General features: G+C 66.8%; 19 protein-coding genes. 7 read left to right on the top strand and 12 right to left on the bottom strand.

Annotated features, from left to right (window positions below; all coding sequences use genetic code 11):
• Position 1: 1 nt before the first annotated feature.
• The 8 genes from J2W49_RS18065 to J2W49_RS18100 form a co-directional block, all read right to left on the bottom strand.
• Entirely contained in the window at positions 2 to 1,873 is a 1,872-nt protein-coding gene (locus J2W49_RS18065; protein ID WP_310319458.1) for an IucA/IucC family protein, read from the bottom strand.
• Positions 1,870 to 2,472, bottom strand: a complete 603-nt coding sequence (locus J2W49_RS18070; RefSeq protein ID WP_310319461.1) for a GNAT family N-acetyltransferase — start codon at positions 2,470 to 2,472, stop codon at positions 1,870 to 1,872. Before J2W49_RS18070 ends, J2W49_RS18065 begins: the two co-directional genes overlap by 4 nt.
• Entirely contained in the window at positions 2,456 to 3,676 is a 1,221-nt protein-coding gene (locus J2W49_RS18075) for an MFS transporter (RefSeq protein ID WP_310319465.1), read from the bottom strand. Before J2W49_RS18075 ends, J2W49_RS18070 begins: the two co-directional genes overlap by 17 nt.
• Positions 3,667 to 5,034 (bottom strand): lysine N(6)-hydroxylase/L-ornithine N(5)-oxygenase family protein, encoded by a 1,368-nt coding sequence (locus J2W49_RS18080; protein WP_310319469.1) that lies wholly within the window; start codon positions 5,032 to 5,034, stop codon positions 3,667 to 3,669. Before J2W49_RS18080 ends, J2W49_RS18075 begins: the two co-directional genes overlap by 10 nt.
• 154 nt (positions 5,035 to 5,188) lie before the next feature.
• Complete coding sequence (locus tag J2W49_RS18085; RefSeq protein WP_310319471.1) at positions 5,189 to 5,707, bottom strand: sigma-70 family RNA polymerase sigma factor; 519 nt, start codon at positions 5,705 to 5,707, stop codon at positions 5,189 to 5,191.
• Between the two features lies 1 nt (position 5,708).
• Positions 5,709 to 8,141 carry a TonB-dependent siderophore receptor gene (locus J2W49_RS18090; RefSeq protein WP_310319474.1) on the bottom strand — a complete coding sequence of 811 codons (2,433 nt, stop codon included), beginning with the start codon at positions 8,139 to 8,141 and terminating at the stop codon, positions 5,709 to 5,711.
• A 118-nt stretch (positions 8,142 to 8,259) separates the two neighbouring features.
• Complete coding sequence (locus J2W49_RS18095; protein WP_310319477.1) at positions 8,260 to 9,261, bottom strand: FecR domain-containing protein; 1,002 nt, start codon at positions 9,259 to 9,261, stop codon at positions 8,260 to 8,262.
• Positions 9,262 to 9,263: 2 nt separating this feature from the next.
• Positions 9,264 to 9,797 carry a sigma-70 family RNA polymerase sigma factor gene (locus tag J2W49_RS18100; RefSeq protein WP_310319481.1) on the bottom strand — a complete coding sequence of 178 codons (534 nt, stop codon included), beginning with the start codon at positions 9,795 to 9,797 and terminating at the stop codon, positions 9,264 to 9,266.
• Positions 9,798 to 9,970: 173 nt separating this feature from the next.
• Between J2W49_RS18100 and mgrA the strand changes: the two genes are divergently transcribed.
• Positions 9,971 to 11,011 (top strand): L-glyceraldehyde 3-phosphate reductase, encoded by a 1,041-nt coding sequence (gene mgrA, locus J2W49_RS18105; protein ID WP_310319485.1) that lies wholly within the window; start codon positions 9,971 to 9,973, stop codon positions 11,009 to 11,011.
• A gap of 161 nt (positions 11,012 to 11,172) precedes the next feature.
• Here mgrA and trxA read toward each other — a convergent pair whose 3' ends face one another.
• On the bottom strand, positions 11,173 to 12,138 hold the full coding sequence (trxA, locus tag J2W49_RS18110; protein WP_310319487.1) for a thioredoxin: 966 nt from the start codon (positions 12,136 to 12,138) through the stop codon (positions 11,173 to 11,175).
• Positions 12,139 to 12,278: 140 nt separating this feature from the next.
• Here trxA and purE point away from each other — a divergent pair, with 140 nt between their 5' ends.
• The 3 genes from purE to J2W49_RS18125 all read left to right on the top strand — a co-directional run bounded on the left by purE (position 12,279) and on the right by J2W49_RS18125 (position 15,126).
• Positions 12,279 to 12,767, top strand: coding sequence for a 5-(carboxyamino)imidazole ribonucleotide mutase (purE, locus tag J2W49_RS18115; RefSeq protein ID WP_310319491.1), 489 nt, complete (start codon positions 12,279 to 12,281; stop codon positions 12,765 to 12,767).
• Positions 12,768 to 12,771: 4 nt separating this feature from the next.
• Complete coding sequence (locus tag J2W49_RS18120; protein ID WP_310319494.1) at positions 12,772 to 14,001, top strand: 5-(carboxyamino)imidazole ribonucleotide synthase; 1,230 nt, start codon at positions 12,772 to 12,774, stop codon at positions 13,999 to 14,001.
• 111 nt (positions 14,002 to 14,112) lie between these two features.
• The gene (locus J2W49_RS18125; RefSeq protein WP_310319497.1) at positions 14,113 to 15,126 is read left to right on the top strand and encodes an L-threonylcarbamoyladenylate synthase; all 1,014 of its coding nucleotides are present in this window, start codon (positions 14,113 to 14,115) and stop codon (positions 15,124 to 15,126) included.
• Positions 15,127 to 15,287: 161 nt separating this feature from the next.
• Here J2W49_RS18125 and J2W49_RS18130 read toward each other — a convergent pair whose 3' ends face one another.
• Complete coding sequence (locus J2W49_RS18130; protein ID WP_310319499.1) at positions 15,288 to 15,563, bottom strand: SemiSWEET transporter; 276 nt, start codon at positions 15,561 to 15,563, stop codon at positions 15,288 to 15,290.
• Positions 15,564 to 15,673: 110 nt separating this feature from the next.
• On the bottom strand, positions 15,674 to 17,221 hold the full coding sequence (gene dacB / locus J2W49_RS18135; RefSeq protein WP_310319502.1) for a D-alanyl-D-alanine carboxypeptidase/D-alanyl-D-alanine endopeptidase: 1,548 nt from the start codon (positions 17,219 to 17,221) through the stop codon (positions 15,674 to 15,676).
• A 171-nt stretch (positions 17,222 to 17,392) separates the two neighbouring features.
• Here dacB and tsaB point away from each other — a divergent pair, with 171 nt between their 5' ends.
• From tsaB to J2W49_RS18150, 3 genes are read left to right on the top strand one after another with little or no spacing between them, the layout of a single operon-like run.
• Positions 17,393 to 18,244 carry a tRNA (adenosine(37)-N6)-threonylcarbamoyltransferase complex dimerization subunit type 1 TsaB gene (gene tsaB, locus J2W49_RS18140; protein WP_310319505.1) on the top strand — a complete coding sequence of 284 codons (852 nt, stop codon included), beginning with the start codon at positions 17,393 to 17,395 and terminating at the stop codon, positions 18,242 to 18,244.
• Positions 18,245 to 18,258: 14 nt separating this feature from the next.
• Complete coding sequence (gene rimI, locus J2W49_RS18145; protein WP_405001049.1) at positions 18,259 to 18,864, top strand: ribosomal protein S18-alanine N-acetyltransferase; 606 nt, start codon at positions 18,259 to 18,261, stop codon at positions 18,862 to 18,864.
• On the top strand, positions 18,861 to 19,733 hold the full coding sequence (locus tag J2W49_RS18150; protein WP_310319509.1) for a uracil-DNA glycosylase: 873 nt from the start codon (positions 18,861 to 18,863) through the stop codon (positions 19,731 to 19,733). Before rimI ends, J2W49_RS18150 begins: the two co-directional genes overlap by 4 nt.
• 253 nt (positions 19,734 to 19,986) lie before the next feature.
• Here the strand turns inward: J2W49_RS18150 and J2W49_RS18155 are convergent, their stop codons facing one another.
• Complete coding sequence (locus tag J2W49_RS18155) at positions 19,987 to 20,862, bottom strand: DMT family transporter (protein ID WP_310319512.1); 876 nt, start codon at positions 20,860 to 20,862, stop codon at positions 19,987 to 19,989.
• Positions 20,863 to 20,937: the final 75 nt, after the last annotated feature.

Genomic DNA, 20,937 nt, shown 5'->3' on the forward strand with positions numbered 1-20,937 from the left:
GTCAGGGTGCCACCTCGGCCAGGGGCTGTGACGCAGCGCGGGGCGTGGCTGGCCCGGACGGCGCAAAAGGGGCCAGAGGGTTGGCCATCGTGCCCACGATCTTCAGGTTGGCGGACGGGTCGGCCAGGTTGATCATCTGGGTGTTGTTGCCCATCTGCAGGCGGTTCAGGCACGACTGCGCAAAGGATGGCGCGAAGAGGTCGTAGCGGGCGAACTTGTCGCGGTATTGTGGGTGTTCGTCTTGGTAGGCCCGGATGTTGTCGGCCACAGCGCGCCAGAAGTCGTGCTCGGTGCACACGCCATGCTCGACCAGGATCTGGTTCATGTAGCGGAAGAAGCCGTCGAAGATGTCGATGAAGACCGCCAGGGTCTTGAGCTCGTCAGGGAAGTCCATGATCAGACGCCGGATGTTGTCGGGCAGTTCGACGTCCGGGTTGAACAGGGCCGTTTCCTCGGCGATGTCCTTCATGATCACGCGCACCGGCACATGGCCGTCCATCACCAGGATGAGGTTCTCGCCGTGCGGCATAAACACCAGGTCGTGGGCATAGAAGCAGTGGATCAGCGGGGTGAGGTAGGTCTGCAGGTAGCGATGCAGCCAGGCCGTGGGCGACAGGCCCGAGGCTTCGATGAGCACGGGCAGCAGGGGCTGGCCGTCGCGGTCGGTGTGCAGCAGGCTGGCCATGGTCATCAGCCGCTCGCCGGGCTTCAGCAACGGCAGCGGGTTCTCGCGCCACAGGGCCGAGAACATCTTCTTGTAGGGGCTGTCGGCCTCGATGGCGGCTTCGTAGTAGTGGTTGCGAAAACCCATGGAGGCGACTTCGCGCAGGATGGTGAAACCGTTGGCGCGCAGCTCGGTGTCATGGTCGATCAGGTCCTTGATCCACTGGTTGATCGCGGGCGTGCCCGACATGTAGTAGGGCGACAGGCCGCGCATGAAGCCCATGTTCAAGATGGACAGCGAGGTCTTCACGTAGCGCTTGTGCGGCTCGCTGATGTTGTACATCGTGCGGATCGATTGCTGGGCCAGGTAGCGGTCGGCGCTGGTACCCAGGAAGACGATGCGCTGTTGTGCGACATAGGGCGCAAAGGCCACCGAGAGCTTGTTCGCCCATTGCCAGGGGTGGGCGGGCATCACCAGGTAGTCGTCGGTGGCCAGCCCCTGCGCGGTCAGCACGGCATGAAAGCGCGACAGCGTCTCCTCGCCCAGTTCTTCGCGCAGCAGTTGCTCGTAGCTGAGGTCGGGCACGCAGTGAAAGGCGGCGTGGTCCTTGTGCACGGCCAGCCAGACGATGGAGAACGGCGCAGCAGCCTCAGGGGCATAGGCACGGTAGTCCGTGCCGTCGAAGCCCAGCCGGCCGTTGTTGGCCACGAAGGCGGGGTGGCCCTCGATCATCGAGGTCTCCACTGCCTGGAAATCGGCGTCGATCAGTGCTCGGCTGTCCGGGGCCGACTTGAGGTGCTTGTAGGCGCTGCTGTAGAGCGTGCTGCAAATCTCGTCGAGGTAGATGGGCAACTGCTCGGGCCGCAAGCCCAGCGCCTGCTTGAAGTCGATCATAAAGTGCAGTGCATCCAGCTCGCGCGGCTCGCCGCCCACCACACAATCGATGGAGCTGGCATCGATGGCCCAGTGGTGCAGGGCCATCAACCGGGCCTCAAAGCGGTAGACCGTGCCGCCGGCGGGTGTGGCCAGCGTGTAGCAGCAGTGTCCTTCGTGGCGCGCGCTTCGTTGCGTGTCGAGCTGCGGTTCCAGGATGCGCTCGTGTGCGAACTCCGACAATGCCTTGCGCACGAGCAGGCGGTTGGCTTTGCGCCAGACTTTGGGCGTGAGGTGGTCGACCACGTGGGCCGGGGCGGGGGGCATCGAAGTCATGGCAATTTCTCCTGGTGTTGCAAGGCGGACCGGTAGTCCGCGCGGGTGCACAGCGCAAGGCTGGCGACTTTTTCCTTGAGCTGGACATTGCGCTGGTAGACAAAGCCGAAGGCTTTGTTCAGCACGTGGATCTTTTCGTTGTGCGCATCGGGTTCGACCACGACGCGCTTCGCCTGCAGGCCGTCGAACATCAGGTCCATCACGGCCTTGAACATCCGGCGGGTGAAGCCGCGCAGGGGTCGCTCGGCCGGCGCCACGCAGATGTGCATGCCGACGTCGCCGTCCTGCACCTCGTAGTGATCGGCCAACTGGTCGAAGCGCGGGTCATAGGACTCGGCCAGCACCACAGGCCGGCCGTCCATCACGCCGATGTGCACATCGCGAAAGCAACAGGCGAGCTGGTCTTCATACAGCGTGCGCACGGCCTCCACCGATGCACCCTGCAGGCACCAGAACTTCGCGTGCTCGTGCTGGAACCAGCCGTGGATCATTGGGATGTCGTCCGGGATGCGCAGGCGGCGGAACGCGATGGGACCGGCCTGCGGGCCGTCGTCCTGCGGGGGCGGCGCCACCTCAGGTTTTTCAAGCAACTGGTGCATGGTCTGGTTTCTCCGTGTCCTGGGTGGGAAGGGGGGTGCGTGACGGCGTGGCCGGGAAACTCCACAGCCACAGGGCGGCGGCCAGCACAAAACCGGCGCAGGCCACGATGAAGGGGGCCTGCAGGCCGTACACGCTCACCAGCGAACCGGCGGTGAAGGACGCGATCAGCACGCCGGTGTTCTGGAAGATGTTGATGACGCCGTAGTCGCGGCCGAAGTCGTCGGGCGTGCTCAGCGCGTAGAGCTTGATGTCGAAGTTGATGACGAGCTGGAACAGTGCCCAGCCGAACAGCACGCGGCCGATGAGCAGCGTGGCCGTGTCGGGCGCGGCCTGCAGGAGCAGACCCACGGCGCCCAGCAGCAGGTTGCCGAGCGTGCGCCGCGCCGGATGGTGTTCCGACAGCGCCAGCCAGCGATTGATGAGCAAGGCCGCCACCGCCACCATCTTGGGCACCGCAAACGCCGCACCGGCTACCGTTTCGCCGCCAAAGGCAGCCGCCTGGGCCCAGTACACCGAGAAGAAGGGGCGCACGATGGCGGCGCCGAAATCGAACAGCAGCATGATCACGGCCAGCTTCAGGATGGGCGCGTGGCCCGCAAAGCTGAAGCGGCGCGGCGCCGTGCGTTCGGGGGCGTCCTGCCCGAGCACGTGCACCATGCGGCGGCTGCGGATGAGGTAGGTGCAGATCGCCATCTGGACCAGGTCGGCGCCGGCCATCAGCAGCACGCACTGGCGCACGCCCCAGCCGTCGATCACCGAGCCGCCCACCACCGCGCCCAGGATCACGCCCAGGTGCGCCGTCACCGACAGCACGCCGATGGTGGCGGCTCGTGTGTCGTCGGTCTCCAGCCGCATGAGGTAGGGAAAGTTCAGCAAGTAGCTGCTCTTGAAAGCGAACATCAACAGCGACAGCACCCAGTAGCTCGCCACCCCGGGGGCCCAGTAGCTCGCCAGGCACAGCGCCGCCGCAATGCCCTGCGTGACCTGCAGGATGTGCAGTGTCTCAATGCGGCGCGCCACGCGTACCCACAGCGGGAAGACGCACATCACCACGATGGAGATGGCCGCCACATAGGCACCCACGTGGAAGGGGCTGTCCAGCCCGTAGCGTTCGCTGAAGAACTGCGGATAAAAGGGGATGAGGAGTGCATCGCTGATGACAGCGAACACCGTCATCAGGATCAATCCGTATTTCAAAGACATGTGTCGCCTTGCGGGAGGGGGGTGAACAGCGGCGAGCGCGGCACGGTGAAGCTCTGCAGCGCAAACGCCGGCTCGATGCGGTAGTGCTCCACGCCGGTCAGCTCACGGATCAGGCAGGAATTGCGGTAGCAGGCCAGACCGAGCTCCGGGTTGCTCAGGCCATGGCTGTGCAGGCCGGCGTTCTGCACGTAGACCTCGCTGCCGTTGGCGTCCACCGCGTGGTTGCGGGTGGGCTGGTAGCGCCCCTCGAGGTCGAAACGCAGGCGGTGCTCGATGCCGCCCAGGAAGGCTGGCGGTTTCTGCCGGTAGCCGGTGGCGAAGATGAGGCCATCGGTGCGGTGCTCGAAGGCTGCACCGGTGTCGGTGCGCACGAAGCACAGCACATGGAGTCCGCGGTCGGCATCGTGGCGGCAGTGCTGCAGCTCCGACTGCGTGAGCAGATGGGCCTGGAAGCGCTTGAGCCGCCGGCCTTCCTCGAGCTGGTGGTAGATGTCGTCCATCAACTGGGCGTTGATGCCCTTGTACAGGCTGTCCTGACGCGCCAGTACCTCGGGCTTGCGCGCTTCGGGCAGGCTGTAGAAGTAATCGGTGTAGTCGGGCGAGAACATCTCCAGCGTGAGCTTGGTGGTCTCCATCTGGAAGAAGTAGGGCGAGCGCGTGATCCAGTTGATCGTGGTGCCGCGGTGGGCGGCCTCCTTGAGCAGGTCGTGGCAGACCTCCGCGGCACTCTGCCCGCTGCCCACGATGGTCACGGACTGGCGGGTCAGCAGTTCCTCCTTGTGCTGCAGGTAGCGCGCCGTGTGCACGTAAGGGTGCGTGCTGCCCTTGCAGCAGGCCGGCAGGCTGGGCTGGGCCCCCACGCCGATCACCAGCTTGCGGCAGGTGTATTCGGCATGCGCGCCGTCTTCCTGGCGCGCACGCACGCGGTACAGGCCTTCGGTCGCTTCATACGAGAGGCTCACCACCTCGTGCCCGAAGCGCACGTTGTCGAGCCGCTGCGACGCCCACTGGCAATAGCGGTTGTAGGCTTCGCGGCGGATGTACAGCGGGCCGTTGATGTAGTGCGAGTAGATCTCGCCGCTGTGCTTGCAGTAGTTGAGGTAGCTGAACTCGCTGGTAGGGTCGGCCAGGCTCACCAGATCGGCCAGGCAGGGATTCTGCAGCGTGGTGTTGTCAATGAGCATGCCCGGGTGCCAATTGAACTCGCGGTGCCGCTCCAGGAACAAGGCCCGCACGGGTGCCGCGGCCTGTGCCAGCGGGGCCACCAGGCAGGCCAGACTCAGGTTGAAGGGCCCCAGGCCGATGCCGATGAAGTCATAGACCTCATGACGGCGGGGCGGTTGGATGTTGCCAGCCATAGTTGCTACCTTCTTTCGTCAGGATGGGGTTGCGGGCGCGGGACGGCTGCAACCTTCACCGCCGCCCTTCCCTTGATGACGAAGCAGGATGCCAAAAATTTAATGAGAATCATTACGATGTGTGACCGAAACAAGGCCTGCAGCACAGGACGGGTCAGGACGGCTTGAGCAACTCGCGGCAGCCGGCGAGCGCCACCATGGCGTCGCGCACCATGAAGTTCACCAACGTGACCGACACGCCGAGCATGTCCGCCACCTCCTGCTGGGTGTGGCCGTCGACGCGGTGCAGCGTGAAGGCCTCACGGGTGCGCGAGGGCAGAGTGCGCAGCCGGCGCTCCACCCAACGCAGGTGCTGGCGGCCGATGGCCACGTGCTCGGGCGAGCCTGTGGCGGCCTGCACGTCTTCGCCGTCGGCTTCGTCGGCGAAGACGTTCTGCTCGGTGCGGCACCGGCGCAGGTGGTCGATGCACAGGTGGTGCACCACGCGCATGCAGTAGGCCACTGGCCGGCCCACGCAGGCCCCCTCGCCGCACTGCATCAGCTTCATGCAGGCGTCCTGCATCACGTCATCCGCGACGTCGCGGTCGCCCACCCACCGCCATGCCGCGCGCCGCAGCAGGGGCCGGTGGGCAACGAAGGCCTCCACAAGCGGGTGTGGCTGTGCGCTCGCCACGTCAGTATTTCCAGTTGAGCGACAGCAGGGCGTTGCGCGGCGCGCCATACAGGCTCTGATCCCAGTAGAGGCTGGAAAGGTATTTCCTGTTGGTGGCGTTGTTCACCGTCAGCAGGGCGCTGAAGTGCTCGTTGAAGTCATAGCGCGCCATGAGGCCGAGCACGGCATACGAGCCCTGGCGGCGGACGATGTCGGCACCGTCTGGCGCGGTCTGGGTGGCGTTCACGCGCTCGATGTCGCTTTGCCAGCGCAGCGTGGCGCCCAGCTTGAGCTGGGGCAGCGCCGGTACCTGGTAACGGGTGGACAGCCGGAAGGTGCGGCGTGGCACGAAGGTGCGTGCCTTCGCTCCGTCGCCGTCTTCCAGGCGCAGCTGCGTGTAGCCGGCGCTGAGCTCCCAGTGGCGGCCCAGGCGCCCGGCCAGGTCCAGCTCGAAGCCGGTGGAGGTGGCGTCCACGCGGCGGTAGTAGGCAAAGCTGTCGAAGCCGGCGTACTCGGCCGTGTTGTCCTGCTGCGCGCGGAATACGGTGAACGAGCCGTTCAGGCCGCCGTCGAACCACTCGCCCTTGACGCCCGCTTCCACGTTGCTGCCCTTGATGGGCCCCAGCAGTTCCTGGTTGACGTCGACCTGCGTCTGCGGATTGAAGATCTTCGTGTAGCTGGCGTACAGCGAGTGGTGGGCGTCCACGTCGAGCACAGTGCCGATGAAGGGCACGGTCTCGGTTTCGCGGTACTCGCGCGGCACGCCGCGGAAGCCCTGGCCCTCGCTTTCCATGCGGGTGTGGTTCAGGCCCAGCAGCAGCTTCCAGGGGTCGGTCAGGTTCAAACGGGTCAGGGCATACACCGTTTCGCGCTGGTTGATGAAATCGGCCTCGCCGGTCGCACCGTTGAACGCCGGCTCCGGATAGCTGCCCCAGCCGTGGGGGGCCGTCACCGGGGTGCTGTTGTTCTCGCCGCGCGTGTACGACGCCAGGTTGTGGACCTTCGAGTGGTTGGCACCCACCACCGCTTCATGGCGGCGCCCGCCGAGCGTGAAGGGGCCTGTTGCATGCAGGTCGAAGAGCGTCTGCTTTTCATCCGACACCTGGGTGGACAGCCAGCTTTCCGTGCCGACGCCCGTGATGCGGTCGGGCAGTGCGCCCGAGATGCTGAACAGCTTGCCGTCGGCTTCCAGCTTGCGGTCACTGGCCACGCCCTTGACTGTCCAGGCATTGTCGAGCGTGTGCGAGAGCTCGACGAACGTGGTGGTGTCGGTGTTGTCCCAGTGCGACCAACGCGGCGCCGCAGCCGTCCGGTGCGGATAGTCGGTGGGTGAGCCGTCCGAGTGGTTCAACGGCAGGCCGCCCCAGGCCGTTCCCTCGGGCCGGTTGGCCTGCCGCGTCACACCGCCGGTGAGCACGGTGCGAGGGCCCAGGTCCACCTCCAGCAAGCCGGCAAACACAGTCTTGTCGAGCGAGTAGTTGTCCATGAACGAATCGCTCTGCTGGGCCGCCACGATGGCACGGCCGCGCAGCGTGCGCGCCTCGTTCAGCGGGCCCGACACATCACCTTCGATACGCCGCTTGTTCCACGAACCCACCGACGCCGCCGCCCCCGCCTGGAAGTCGGCCGTGGGGCGCTTGCGCACGTAGTTCACAGTGGCCGCCGGGTTGCCCGTGGACGACAGCAGCCCGTTGGCGCCGCGCAGCACCTCGATGCGGTCGTAAAGCGCAGTGTCCAGGTCGCCAAGCTGGTCGCCGTTGGTGAAGGGCATGCCCACGCCGTCGACCTGGAAGTTCGAGATGTCGAAGCCCCGCGAGGTGAAGTAGGTGCGGTCGGTCTCCACCACGTCCACCGACACGCCGGTGGTATTGGCCAGCACCTCGTTGGCATTGAGCAGGCCGAAGTCGTCCATCTGCGCACGCGTGACCACACTCACCGACTGTGGCGTTTCGCGCGGCGACAGTGGCAGGCGCGTGGCTGCGTTGCTGGCCTGCACGCCATAGCTGTCGGTGCCCTGGGTGGTGAGCACATCGCGGCGTGCCTGCACCAGCACTGTGGGCAGCGCGGACGCCGACGACGCGGGAGTAACCTCCAGCGCGAAGCTGCCGTCGGGCTGGGCCGCTGCCTTCAGATTGGAGCCTGCCAGCAGCGCGCTGAAGCCTTCGTCGACCGTGTAGCGGCCGTTCAGGCCCGGGCTCTGGCGGCCCTCGGCCAGCTTGGGGTCGAAAGACAGTAGCACGCCCGCGCTGAGCGCAAAGCGGTTGAGCGCCTCGTCGAGTGGGCCGGGGGCAATGGTGTATTCGCGGGCGGCCTGGGTGCCGCTGGGGGCTGGAGACGCAGCCGACGCCTGAGCCAACACACCCGTGGGCGCCAGCGCCAGGCTGGCGCACAAAGCGAGGCCGGCGGCCCGGCCTTTGATCGAGGCCGCATCGGCCCCGGCAATACGAACAGTCATGGAAAACCTTTCTATGGAAAGTGGTTGCTTTCATGACTGACCGAATGAGGTGAAAAAACCTGCAGGCTTGCCCCAAAAATAACTTTAAGCAGGGGCCGGAGGCCTGGTTGGCGCAAAACTAGCGCGAACCCAGCGTCACCCAAAGGGGCGTATACGACCGTGCCCGAACCGGCAGCGTGCGTTCCAGCGCCGCGATGACTCGGCCCAGGTCGTCCACCGGGAACACGCCCGAGATGCGAAGGCCGGCCACCGCCTCGGCGCAGCGCAGCCAGCCGCGCCGGTAGCGCGCTAGCTCTGCGGCCAGCGCGTCCAACGGCATGTTCTGCGCCACCAGCAGGCCGTCCACCCAGGCCGCCGCGCTGGTATCCACGGGCTGTGCGCGGTGCGCCCCTGTGGTCTCAAAGACCAACTGCTGACCCGCCTGCAGGTGGACCACTGGCGCCGCTTCGCCTGGCCGCCCGTGCGGACGAACCTCCAGCATGCCTTCCATCACCTTCACCCCGGTGTGTTCCGCATGCTGGCGCACCAGGAAGCGCCCTGCCTTCGAGCGCACCTCACCCTCGGCCGTGCGCACCACAAAGGGCCGCGACGGCAAGGATTGCAGGTCTGGCTCGCACACCACCATCACCTCGCCCTGGTGCAGGCGCACGCAGCGCCATTGCGCATCAAACAGTTCATCCACCGCCGTGGCCGTGTTCAGATGCAGCACGCTGCCGTCGGCCAGGACCACGCGCGCGCGTTCGCCCACCTCCGTGTGATGCTGCGCCACCAGCCCTCGCCAGCCGCCCTGGTCGCGGGCAGCCAGCGCCAGGGCGCCCGTGCCACCCGCCAGCAGCAGGCCCTTGAGCACCGTGCGCCGCTGCGGGCGCTGGGCGGCGGCCGATTCCCGCTGGGCCAGCGTGGCATGCGCCAGCGAACTCGGCAGTACCTTGATGCGGCGGCTCAGGTCGTCGAGCGTGGCCCAGGCTTGCGCATGCTCGAGCCGCTCGCGCTGCCAGCGCTGGCAGGCTTCGTGGTCTTGTGGCGTGGCTGCGCCCGATTGCAGCTTCACCATCCAGGCGATCGCGACATCCACCGTCGCCACGGGCGTTGCGGGTGTGCGTGGTGCAGTGCGGCCCATGGCTACTGCAGCTCCATGTGCTGGCGGGCGGCATAGCAGGCCGAAAACGCGCGCGTCATGTACTGCTGCACCGAACTGAGGGACACGCCCAGCTCGGCGGCGATCTGCGCATAAGGCAAGCCATCCACCTGCGATAGCAATAAGGCCTGCCGCACCTTCACCGGCAGGCCGTCCAGCAGGCGGTCCACCTCCAGCAGCGTCTCGAACAGCATCAAGCGTTCCTCTGCCGACGGCGCCAGTGGCTCGGGCAGCATCGTCAGCGCCTCTGCAAATGCACGTTCCAGCGCTGCACGCCGCAGGTGATCCACCATCAGCCCGTGCGCGATCGTGCTTAGCAAGGCCCTGCCGCCACCCTCGCCGGGCTGCAGGTACAGCGCCTCTCGGCGCGTGAGCACACGCGCGAAAGTGTCGTGTGCCAAGTCGTCAGCGTGATGTGGGCAACCCAGCCGCCGGCGCAGCCATCTCACCAGCCACTGGTGATGGCCCCGGTACAGATGGCCGACGGCATGGAGATCGAGCGTCTGGGCGTCTTGCATGGGCAGCCTCGCGGCAACGATGGATTTACAAAGTAATAATGATAACCATTCTTATTTGTCGTGCCATCCAAGCCATAACGCTGGGCGAAGTTGGTCTCCCCGTGGACCCAAAGGCGCAGTTACCGCCAAGTTACTGGGTAGAGTGTCCCTTTGCGCCAATCAAGGAGACTCACATGTACGCCGCCCATCCCCACCGCTACGACCACATGCCCTACCGCCAGGTCGGCAAAAGCGGCCTCAAGCTGCCCAGCATCACACTGGGCCTGTGGCACAACTTCGGTGACACCACGTCCATCGCCACGCAGCGCGCCATGCTGCGCACCGCCTTCGATTTGGGTATCACCCACTTCGACCTGGCCAACAACTATGGCCCGCCCTACGGCAGCGCCGAAACCAACTTCGGTGAGCACTTGCGCCGTGATTTCAGGCCTTACCGCGACGAGCTGATCATTTCCAGCAAGGCCGGCTACGACATGTGGCCCGGCCCTTACGGCCAGGGCGGCGGTTCGCGCAAGTACGTGCTCGCCAGCCTGGACCAGAGCCTCAAGCGCATGGGGCTGGACTACGTTGACATCTTTTACTCCCACCGCTTCGACCCCGACACCCCGCTGGAAGAAACCATGGGCGCATTGGCCACCGCCGTGCAACAGGGCAAAGCCCTGTACGTGGGCATTTCCAGCTATTCGGCCGGCAAAACGCGCGAGGCCGCAGCCATCTTGCGCCAGATGGGCGTGCCGCTGCTGATCCACCAGCCTTCGTACAGCATGTTGAATCGCTGGGTGGAGGAGGATCTGTTGGACACCCTGCAGGCCGAAGGCATGGGCTGCATCGCCTTCAGCCCGCTGGCGCAAGGCCTGCTCACCAACAAGTACCTCAATGGCGTGCCCGACGATGCGCGCATCCACCGCCCGGGCGGTGGCTCGTTCAAGCCAGAACACCTGAGCGAGCAGAACCTGACCCATGTGCGCGCGCTCAACGACATGGCCCAGGCGCGTGGCCAGAGCCTCGCGCAAATGGCGGTGGCCTGGGTGCTGCGCCACAACGGCATGAGCTCGGCCCTCATCGGCGCCAGCAAGCCCGAACAGATCAAGGAACTGGTGGGCGCCCTGGACAAGCTCAGCTTCAGCGCCGAAGAGCTGACCGCCATCGACCAGCACGCGGTGGACGGCGGCCTCAACCTGTGGAAAAAATCTTCAACCGAGCAGATGTTGTAAAGCCGGGGGAGGGGCCGATCCAGCGAGCAAGCGACGGGGGTGAGCCACACCCTTTCCGGCGCGAAATGCCTTATTCCAGAGATACCGAGGATCCGGCTCTGCCGGTCCCAGGTATCGCCCCCTTGAGGGGGTGACGGGCGCAGCCCGGCGCGGGGGTGGGCCTAATTCAGTGCCATGCTCAGCTTGCGCCGGTACTGCGACACCAACTGCGCCTGTGGGTCTTCCTGCACCGCCGCTTTGCCCGACAGTTCAATGCCCCCCGCGCTTTTGCCCGTGGCCGCCGGGTCGGTCTTGGGCTTGGGCGGGGTCATGAGTTCCAGCAGGGCCACGTAGGTCTTGCGCGGCGCCTCGTCTTCCCATTTCTTGTCGCGCATGATGATTTCCAGCAGCTCTTCCAGGGCGGAAGGCCATTCACCCATCGCGATCAGCACGCGGCTCTTGGCAAAGCGGGTGTCAAAGTCGCGCTTGTTCTGGGCGATCAGTTCGTCGAACTTTTCCATGGGCCATTGACCGCGCGGGTCGGCACCCACGAACTCCAGCGCCTTGAGCCACTGGTTCAGCGCTTCAAAGCGCAGCGACGCGGGGATGCGCGTCAAAGTGGGGGCCAGTGCGGCGGTGGCCTGTTCGAACAGGCCGTGGCTGATGCATTGGCGGACCAGCTCAAAGCGCAGGTCGTCGTTTTCGGGGGCTTGTTCCACCGCCTGGGCCAGTTTCTCCAGTGCGGTGCCGGCGTCGGCCTCGTTGCCTTCGGCCAGCAGTTGCTGCGCTTCGTCGGCCTGAGCCAGGGCGTCCAGTTCGTCTTCGCTGGGCACGTGTTTGTCCAGAAAGGCCTTGATCTGGCCTTCGGGCAGGGCACCCATGAAGCCGTCCACCGGCTGTCCGTTCATCAGCAGCACGCAGGTGGGAATGCTCTTGATGCCGAAGGCTGCGGCCAGCTGCTGCTCCTGGTCGGAATCGATTTTCACCAGCTTGAACCGGCCAGCGTATTCGGTCTCCACCTTCTCCAGCAGCGGGCCGATCACCTTGCAGGGGCCGCACCACGGGGCCCAGAAATCCACCAGAACGGGTGTGTGCATCGAGGCTTCGATGACCTCGGTTTCGAAGTTGGCGATGGTGACATTGATCATGGCAAATGCTCGGGTGTGGCCCGCGCAGCGGGGGGTGCGGGGGCTGGAAACGTAAAATCGACACTTTACCGGAGCCGGGCGCCCTTGCCCGAGCCCGCTTCCCGCACCGGCTGGCTTCACGGCTGGCCAAAGGCACCCTCATGAACCCCATCCAAGTGGGCGTGGTCATGGGTTCCAGCAGCGACTGGGACACCATGCAGCACGCCGTGCAGATCCTCAAGGACTTTGACATCGCGCACGAGGCGCGTGTGGTCTCGGCCCACCGCATGCCCGACGACATGTTCGCTTACGCCGAAGCGGCCGTTGGTCGCGGACTCAAGGCCATCATCGCCGGGGCCGGCGGCGCAGCCCACCTGCCGGGCATGATCGCGGCCAAGACCGTGGTGCCAGTGCTGGGTGTGCCGGTGCAGTCCAAGGCGCTTTCGGGTGTGGATTCGCTGCATTCCATTGTGCAGATGCCCAAGGGCGTTCCCGTGGCCACCTTTGCCATCGGCAGCGCGGGCGCGGCGAACGCGGCGCTGTTTGCCGTGGCCCTGCTGGCCAACGTTGACCCGGCCCTGCGCGCCAGGCTGGAGGCCTTCCGCGCGGCACAGACCGAAGCAGCGCGCCAGATGACACTGCCTTCCTGAACCCATGAGTCTCAAACCCCTTTTGCCCGGCGCCTTGTCCGACCGCGGCCAACAAATGACCCTGGGCGTCATGGGTGGTGGCCAGCTCGGCCGCATGTTCGTTCAGGCCGCGCAGGCCATGGGCTATTTCACCGCAGTGCTGGACCCGGACCCGGCGAGCCCGGCCGGCCTCATCAGCCATTTCCATATCCAGACCGCGTACGACGACGAGCAGGGCCTGGCGCAGCTGATGCAGCGCTGCGACGCCATCACCACCGAGTTCGAGAACGTGCCCGCGCCCGCTCTGGTGACGCTGGGTGCGCACCGGCCCGTGGCGCCATCGGCCCCGTGCGTGGCGGTGGCGCAGGACCGCATCAAGGAAAAGGCCCACTTTCTGGCCTGTGCGCCGGTCAGCGGCGTGTATCCCGCGCCCTATGCGGCCATTGAAAGCGACGAGCTGCTGGCCGCCGTGCCGGCCGATCTGCTGCCCGGCATCCTGAAAACCGCCCGCATGGGCTACGACGGCAAGGGTCAGATGCGGGTGTCCACCCGCGAAGAGCTGGCCAGCGCCTGGGAGCAGCTCGGCCGTGTGCCCTGTGTGCTGGAAAAAATGTTGCCCTTGCAGTCGGAGTGCTCGGTCATCGTGGCGCGGGGCACGAATGGTCAGGTGGTCAGCTTCCCGGTGCAGGCCAACACCCACCGCGACGGCATCCTGGCCACCACGGAGGTCTATGAAGGCGCCGTGCCGGCCGATCTGGCAGAGCGCGCCCAGGCCAGCACCGTGGCCATCGCCAATCACCTGCACTACGTGGGCGTGCTGTGCGTGGAGTATTTCGTGGTGGACAACGGCACCGGTGGGCAAGACCTGGTGGTCAACGAAATGGCACCGCGCCCGCACAACAGCGGCCACTACACGCAAAACGCCTGCGACATGTCGCAGTTTGAAGCGCAGGTGCGTACCCTGGCCGGCCTGCCGCTGCCACAACCGCGCCAGCACAGCCCGGCCATCATGGTCAACCTGCTGGGCGATCTCTGGTTCGAACCCAATGCCACACATGCCGAGCGCAGCGAGCGCGCGGTCACGCCGCCGTGGACACAGGTGCTGGCCCTGCCCGGCACCCACTTGCACCTGTACGGCAAGCTCAGCGCCCGCCCGGGCCGCAAGATGGGGCATCTGAACATCACCGCACCCACTGTGGCGCAGGTGCGAGAGACCGCAGCACAGGTGCTCCAGCTGCTGGGTCTGAGGACATGACCCCCCCGGTGCGCCTGCGGCGCTTCCCCCCAGGGGGCCGCACCAGCAGCCCGGCAAAGCCGGTTCTGCGGTGCGCGTGCTTGGGTGTGCACTTCGGGTGACAGCGCATCCATGCCTCAGTTAATGAACGCGAACGACCCGGCCGCCATCGAGGCGGCGGCCGGGCGCCTGGCCGCCGGTTCACTGGTAGGCATGCCCACTGAAACCGTCTATGGCCTGGCGGCCAACGCCGACAACGCCAGCGCGGTCCAGCGCATCTTTGCTGCCAAGGGCCGGCCCAGCGACCATCCGTTGATCGTGCACCTGGCGCCTGGCATCGGTGAACAGGGCTGGCGCGCGGGGGTGGATCATTACGCTCGCGACGTGCCGCTGTTCGCCCTGGCGCTCATGAAGGCGTTCTGGCCCGGGCCGCTCACGCTCATCGTGCCCCGTCGCCCGGACGTGGCGGCGGTCGCGGCGGGTGGTCAGAGCTCGGTGGGCCTGCGCTGCCCGGCGCACCCGGTGGCGCAGGCGCTGCTCACCGCCGCGGCGGCTCATGGGGTGTCCGGTGTGGCCGCGCCCAGCGCAAACCGCTTCGGCCGGGTCAGCCCCACCACCGCCCGGCATGTGGCGGAGGAGTTCTCAGCGCTGGGCGACGACGAGTTGCTGATTCTGGACGGGGGTGCTTGCCCGGTGGGCATCGAATCGACCATCGTGGACTGCTCCCGCGGCGCGCCGGTATTGCTGCGCCCCGGCATGGTCACCCAGGCGCAACTGGAAGCGGCCTGCGGGCAGCCGGTGCGCGAGCGCGATGAAGCCGCGCCGCGCGCATCGGGCACCCTGGCTTCACACTACGCGCCGCGCGCCAAGGTGCGGCTGATGGACGCCAAGCCGCTGCAAACGGCGCTGGACGTGCTGGGCGCTGATGCCAGGCACATCGCGGTGTACGCGCGCAGCCCGATGAAGGCACACCGCAATGCGTCCGTCCGGCGCATGCCCATGGATGCGGCTGCGGCAGCGCAGGAGCTGTTTGCCGTGCTGCGCGAACTGGATGCCACGGGCGTGCGCCTGATCTGGGTGGAAACCCCGCCGGCATCGCCGGAATGGGATGGGGTGCGGGACCGGTTGGAGCGGGCGGCGGCTTGACTTGACGCCACCCCCCGCGTCGCCTTCGGCGCCACCCCCCTGGGAGGGGGGCGACACCAGAGGCCCGGCAAAGCCGGTTCCTCGGTGTCTCTGGAACGGGGCACTGCGCGCCGGACGGGCTTGTGAGGCAAGTCAATTCGCCTCTTGCAGACCCGCTCGTGTCAGCTGGTCGGATTCGACCGGCGCCCGTAGTGCAGCTTCATACCCAGAATGGCCAGCGCCAGCACCAGGGTGACGGTGTTGGCTGCGACCACTGGCCAGGCCTTGAGTGCCAGGCCGTAGACCAGCCACAGCGCGATGCCCAGGGTGAAGGCGCTGTACATGCCCAACGAGATACCGCTCACGTCGCGTGTGCGAAACGTCAGCCAGGCCTGGGGCACGAAGCTGAATGTGGTGAGGCAGGCGGCGAAATAGCCGATGAGGTCGTCTGGGCGCATGGCGAGAATGATACGGATCGGCCGGTGTTTTGGATCTCTGTGATGGCCAAGTCCATACCGCGCCACACGGCATTGTTGCGGTCTCTGGAAACGCCGTCGTTCACCGGCGATCAGTCTGCCTGGCGAGCCGTCCATTCCACCAAAGCTTCCAGTGCCGGGCGGGCGGCGGGTGCGTTGGGGTGGTTGATGAAAGCGACCACCACGTAGCGCGCGCCGTTGGCGGCGTTCACATAGCCGGCCACGCCGGTCACGTCGCGCAGGGTGCCTGTCTTGAGCCAGGCATTGCCACGGGCGGCGCTGTTCGGGCTGTTCGCCATGCGCGCTGCCGTGCCTTTCACGCCGGCAATGGACAGCGACTGCACGAAGGCATCGCCCTTGGGGTGGCGCACGGCATGGCGCAACAGATTGGCCAGCCCGTCGGTGGTGATGCGTTCGTCGCGTGAGAGGCCGGAGCCGTTGTCGACCACGGGCGCCGAGTAGCGTGTGCCGAACGTGCGGTGCCACCAGGTGGTGATCGCTTCGCGGGAGCGCTCAAAGCGGGCAGGGCGCAGCGCCAGCTGGCGATCGGCCACACTGCCTTCGGTCATCACCTGCGTGGGTGGAATCTGGCCCAGGGTGAGGAACACCTGCTGCGCCATCACGTTGTTGCTCCACTGGTTCACGTCGGTGATGATGTTCGAGAGCGGCAGCGAGCGAGCGTCGTGCAACAGGCGCGCGCCGGGTGGGGTGAGGCCGGTGCGCACGACACCGGTGATCGAGCCACCAGAGGCGCGCCACAGGCCTTCGATGGCCCTGGCGGCGTAGCTGGCCGGGTCCTGGTAGGCCACGGGCCACACCTGTTCGCCGCAGCGTTGCGGGTAGCTGCCTTCGAAGCGGATGGTGTTGGCGTCGTCAAACCGGGCACGCAGACCGCCGCGCCAGTCACCACAGCCGTTGCGGCTCAGCGGAACGGTGGGGTCGATGGTCAGCCCTGCCATGGGGGGCTCGCTGCGCACGTGGGCCACGCCCGCGCCGGGAATGGGCACAAAGGTCAGCACCACGGACTTGAAGTTGACCAGCAAGGCATCAGGCGCGGCGTTGTACGGTCGCAGGGCCTCGCCGTCGAAGGCGCCCGGGTCGTGGGCAGGCAATTCAAAGGCGCTGTGGTCGAGCACCATGTCGCCCAGAATCACGCGCACCCCCTGCGCCTGCAGGCTGAAGTAAGCTTCCTGCAGGCGTTCCAGCACCAGCTTGGGGTCGCCGCCGCCGCGCACATACAGGTTGCCGCGCAACACGCCTTGCTCGACCTCGCCGTCGGTGTAGAAGCCGGTTTTCCAGGTGTAGTCGGGGCCGAGCATGTCAATCGCGGCGTAGGTGGTCACCAGCTTCATGACCGATGCCGGGTTCACGCTGGCGCCAGCCCGGTGGCGCAGGCGTTCATGGGCAACAGTGTCGGTGGACACCACCAGGGCCGACATCGCGCCCGTGGGCACCCCGGCGCGTTGCAAGGCCGTGAGCACGGTCGCAGGCAGCGCATCACCCGCTGCCGGCAACTGGGCGCAAGCTGGCAGCGCCAGTGCGGCCAGGCACGCCAGCACACTTTGTCGCCACCCTGGCACGATCGAATTCCGGCCGGTGGTGGGCGTGGAATCTCGAAGGCGCAACAGGCGTGAAAACATGGTGGCCGATTATGAGGTGCCGCGCCGCTTCAGGTACCAGATCGAGCGGCGAAAGGTCGCGATTCGTGCGTCATCGGCAGCACATGTTTCAAACCCGCGCGCTTGCCCGTGAAGTGGCTCACGAAGTGTGGGCAAGGATGAGCCGGCGCGGGGGTGGCCGATAATGCCCGCATGTCCTCACCACCCGATCTTTCACCTGTTGCACCCTCTGTTGGGCAACGGTTTCTCGCGATCGAATCCAGCACCGACACGCTGTCGGTCGCCCTGGGCTCGGGTGCGGTGGGTGACTCCGTGTGGACCCACACCGGCCCGGGCGCCGCGCAGGCTTCGACCACCTTGTTGCCGCAGGTGGGGGCCTTGCTGAACCAGGCCGGCTGGCCCCTGGAAACCCTGGACGCCGTGGTGTTTGCGCGCGGCCCCGGCTCGTTCACCGGCCTGCGCACCGCCTGCGCCGTGGCCCAGGGCCTGGCCTATGGCACGCAAGCCCTGGGCCGGGCGGGCGGGTTGCCGGTGCTGCCGGTGGACACCTTGCTGGCGCTGGCCGAAGAGGCGCGCTTCACGGTGCAGCAGGCGGGCCGCACGCCGCCGCAGGGCATCGTGGCCCTGCTCGATGCGCGCATGGGCGAGTTGTACGTTGCGGTTTATGCCAACCGTGCTGAAGGGCTGCAGGAGCTGGCACCGGCGCGCCTCTGTGCGCCGCAGGACCTGCTCGCCTACGTTGACGCCTGCCTGGAACCATTGAACAAGATGGGCTCGCCAGGCGGTCTCCTCGACAGCCAGGTGATCGATGTGCTGTGGGCGGGCAACGCCTTCAGCGCCTATCCCGCCTTGCTGGCCGGTCGATCCGTGGCGCCACTGACCCTGTTGCCCACCGCCGCGGCATTGCTGCGGCTCGCCCCCGGTTTGCTGGCCAGTGGGGCGGCCGTGGCCGCCCAAGATGCCTTGCCCTTGTACGTGCGCGACAAGGTCGCCCAGACCACGGCCGAACGTGAGCAACTTCGGGCCGCTGCAGCGCCCGTGTGAAGACGGTTTTGTCCATGGCCCCATCCTCCCAGGCTGAATCCTCCCATGTCGTGCGCTGGCAAGCGGCAGACTGGCCGCACGCCGTGCCCACCGGGGCCGAGCGCCGGATCGCGTTCGAGCCGATGACCGCTGCCGATGTGGACACGGTGCAGGCGGTCGAGGCCAGCGCCTACGCCCATCCCTGGTCACGCAAGCACTTTCTTGACTCGTTGCAATCGGATCATCCGGCCATGATGCTGCTGGGGGAAGCGCTGCCCGGCGATGTGATTCACCCTGAGCGCGCAGACGGCCGAGTGTTGCTGGGCTATCTGGTCGCCATGCCCGGTGTGGACGAAGTGCATCTGCTCAACATCACCGTGGCGCCGGCCCACCAGCGCATGGGCTGGGCGCGTTTCATGCTCGACGCGCTCGCCCTGTGGTCGCGTGCCCAGGGTGCTCAGTGGCTCTGGCTGGAAGTGCGCCAGAGCAACCTGCCCGCCCGTCGTCTGTACGAAAGCCACGGCTTCGCCCAGGTGGGCTTGCGCAAGGGCTACTACCCGAACGGCAAGTTTCAACGGGAAGACGCCGTGGTCATGAGCCTGAATCTGGTGGCGTCCCCGATCAAAGAGAAAGGCCCATGAGCGAATCACCGACCGTGACCGAAGACGACACCTCGTTTGTGCCGCAACTGGATGCCCGCCAGCGCGCCATGCTGGCGGAGATGGGGGTGCGCGTCTGGGCGCCCAAGCCAAGACCCGCCGCCGTGGCTGTGGACGCCGGAGTTGCTGCACCGGCGTCGCCCGGCGCTGCGCCGGCTCCGAAGGAGGCGCCCGATGCCGTGGCGCATCGACCCGCCGAACGTGCGCCTACGCCTGTCGCCCGGCCTGCTGCCGTTCCGTCACCCGTTCCCGCGCAGGCCGACGCCGGGGGCAAGCGCCCGGCTGGCATCGAAACCATGGACTGGCCAACGCTGCAAGCCGCCGTGGCAGGCTGCCGGGCCTGCGGCTTGTGCCAGGGCCGAACGAACACCGTGTTTGGCGTGGGCGACACGCAAGCGGACTGGATGATCGTGGGTGAAGCACCGGGCGAAAACGAGGACCGGCAGGGCGAACCGTTCGTTGGCGCGGCCGGCCAGCTGCTCGACAACATGCTGCTTGCGGTGGGCCGCAGCCGCACCGGTGAGGGCGAAAAGGGCGCCTACATCGCCAACGTGCTCAAGTGCCGCCCCCCCGCCAACCGCAACCCGCAGCCCGCGGAAGTGGTCCAGTGCGAACCCTACCTGGCGCGCCAGGTGGCGCTGGTGAAGCCCAGGGTCATCGTCGCCATGGGCCGCTTCGCCGTGCAGTCCCTGCTGAAAACCACCGATCCCATCGGCCGCCTTCGGGGCCAGGTGCACCGCTACGAAGGCGTGCCCGTGATCGTCACTTACCACCCGGCCTACCTGCTGCGCACACCCACCGACAAAGGCAAGGCTTGGGCAGATCTTTGTCTGGCGATGGAACAGATGTGAACACCCCCCTGCGCCGCTGACGCGGCTTCCCCCCTCTCTTGCGCCTTCGGCTTGGAGGGGGGACGCACCCTGTGGCCCGGCGGAGCCGGTTCCACGGGTGCCCTGGACTGAGGCATTTCACTCCGGAAAGGCTTCGGTACTCCCTCCCTGGAAGGGCGCATCTCGCGTCGGTGGAGGCTGCGCTCCGGACAAAGGCCCCCACCCCAACCCTCCCCCAGCGGGGGAGGGAGTGAAGGCACAGCGGTGGTGCGCGCTACCTCTTCGGTAAGAGAACGCTCGCAATCGCCACCATCACCAACCCCACCGCAGCCCAATCCTGCCAATGCAACACCTCCCCCAGCCACCAAGCACCACTGAACACCCCCAGCACGGGAATGAACATGACCGACAGGGTCGAAGCGATGGGGGGCAGGTCGCGTGCCATCATCAGCCAGGCCACCTGGGCAAAGGCGAACACGCCCAGCGCGTTGTACACAATGGCCGACCAGACGGCCGGTGTGGGCATCGCCCAGGCTTCGCGCTCGAAGATGACGGCCAGTGCGGTGGTCCACAAGGCGGTGAAAAAGGTCATCCAGAACGACAGCGCCAGCGTGGGGTGAGGGATCTTCGTGCGGCGCATCAACTGCGTGCCCACCGCCCAGGCCACCGCAGCCACCAGCATCATGAACACACCGGCAGGCCTGCCGGTGAGCTGCGTCATCTCGTGCCACAGCAGCAGCACCACGCCCAGTGCGGCGGCAGCCACCCCGCCCCAGGCCCGGCCGGGCAGGCGCTGACCGAACCACCAGGCGCCGATCACGGCAGAAAAAACCGGCATGGTGTAACCCAGGATGGCCGCGCGGCCGCTGGAGAGCGTCTGGATCGCCAGAATGGCCAGCGTGTGCCAGACCAGCATGTTGAACACCGTGAGCACCGCGAGTTCGGGCCAGTGCGCCCGTTCGATGCGGAACGGCACCCGCCGCCACACCAGCACCGCGCCCAGCACCGGCAGGCCGATCCACATGCACAGGCCGCGGAAGGTGAGCGGCGGGAAACCCGTCACGCCCAGCTTCATGATGGGCCAGTTGACGCCCCATACCAGCGTGATCAGGATGAGCAGGGTGAGTTGCTGGCGGGAGAGGGCGTGCATCCGGTGATCGTAGATGATGGAAGGCGCCGGGGCGTGTCGCCGAAGGGTGCGGGCGGGTGGCCGCGGAGCCCCTCG

The sequence above is a fragment of the Hydrogenophaga palleronii genome (assembly GCF_031457455.1).
Classification (GTDB): domain Bacteria; phylum Pseudomonadota; class Gammaproteobacteria; order Burkholderiales; family Burkholderiaceae_C; genus Hydrogenophaga; species Hydrogenophaga palleronii_A.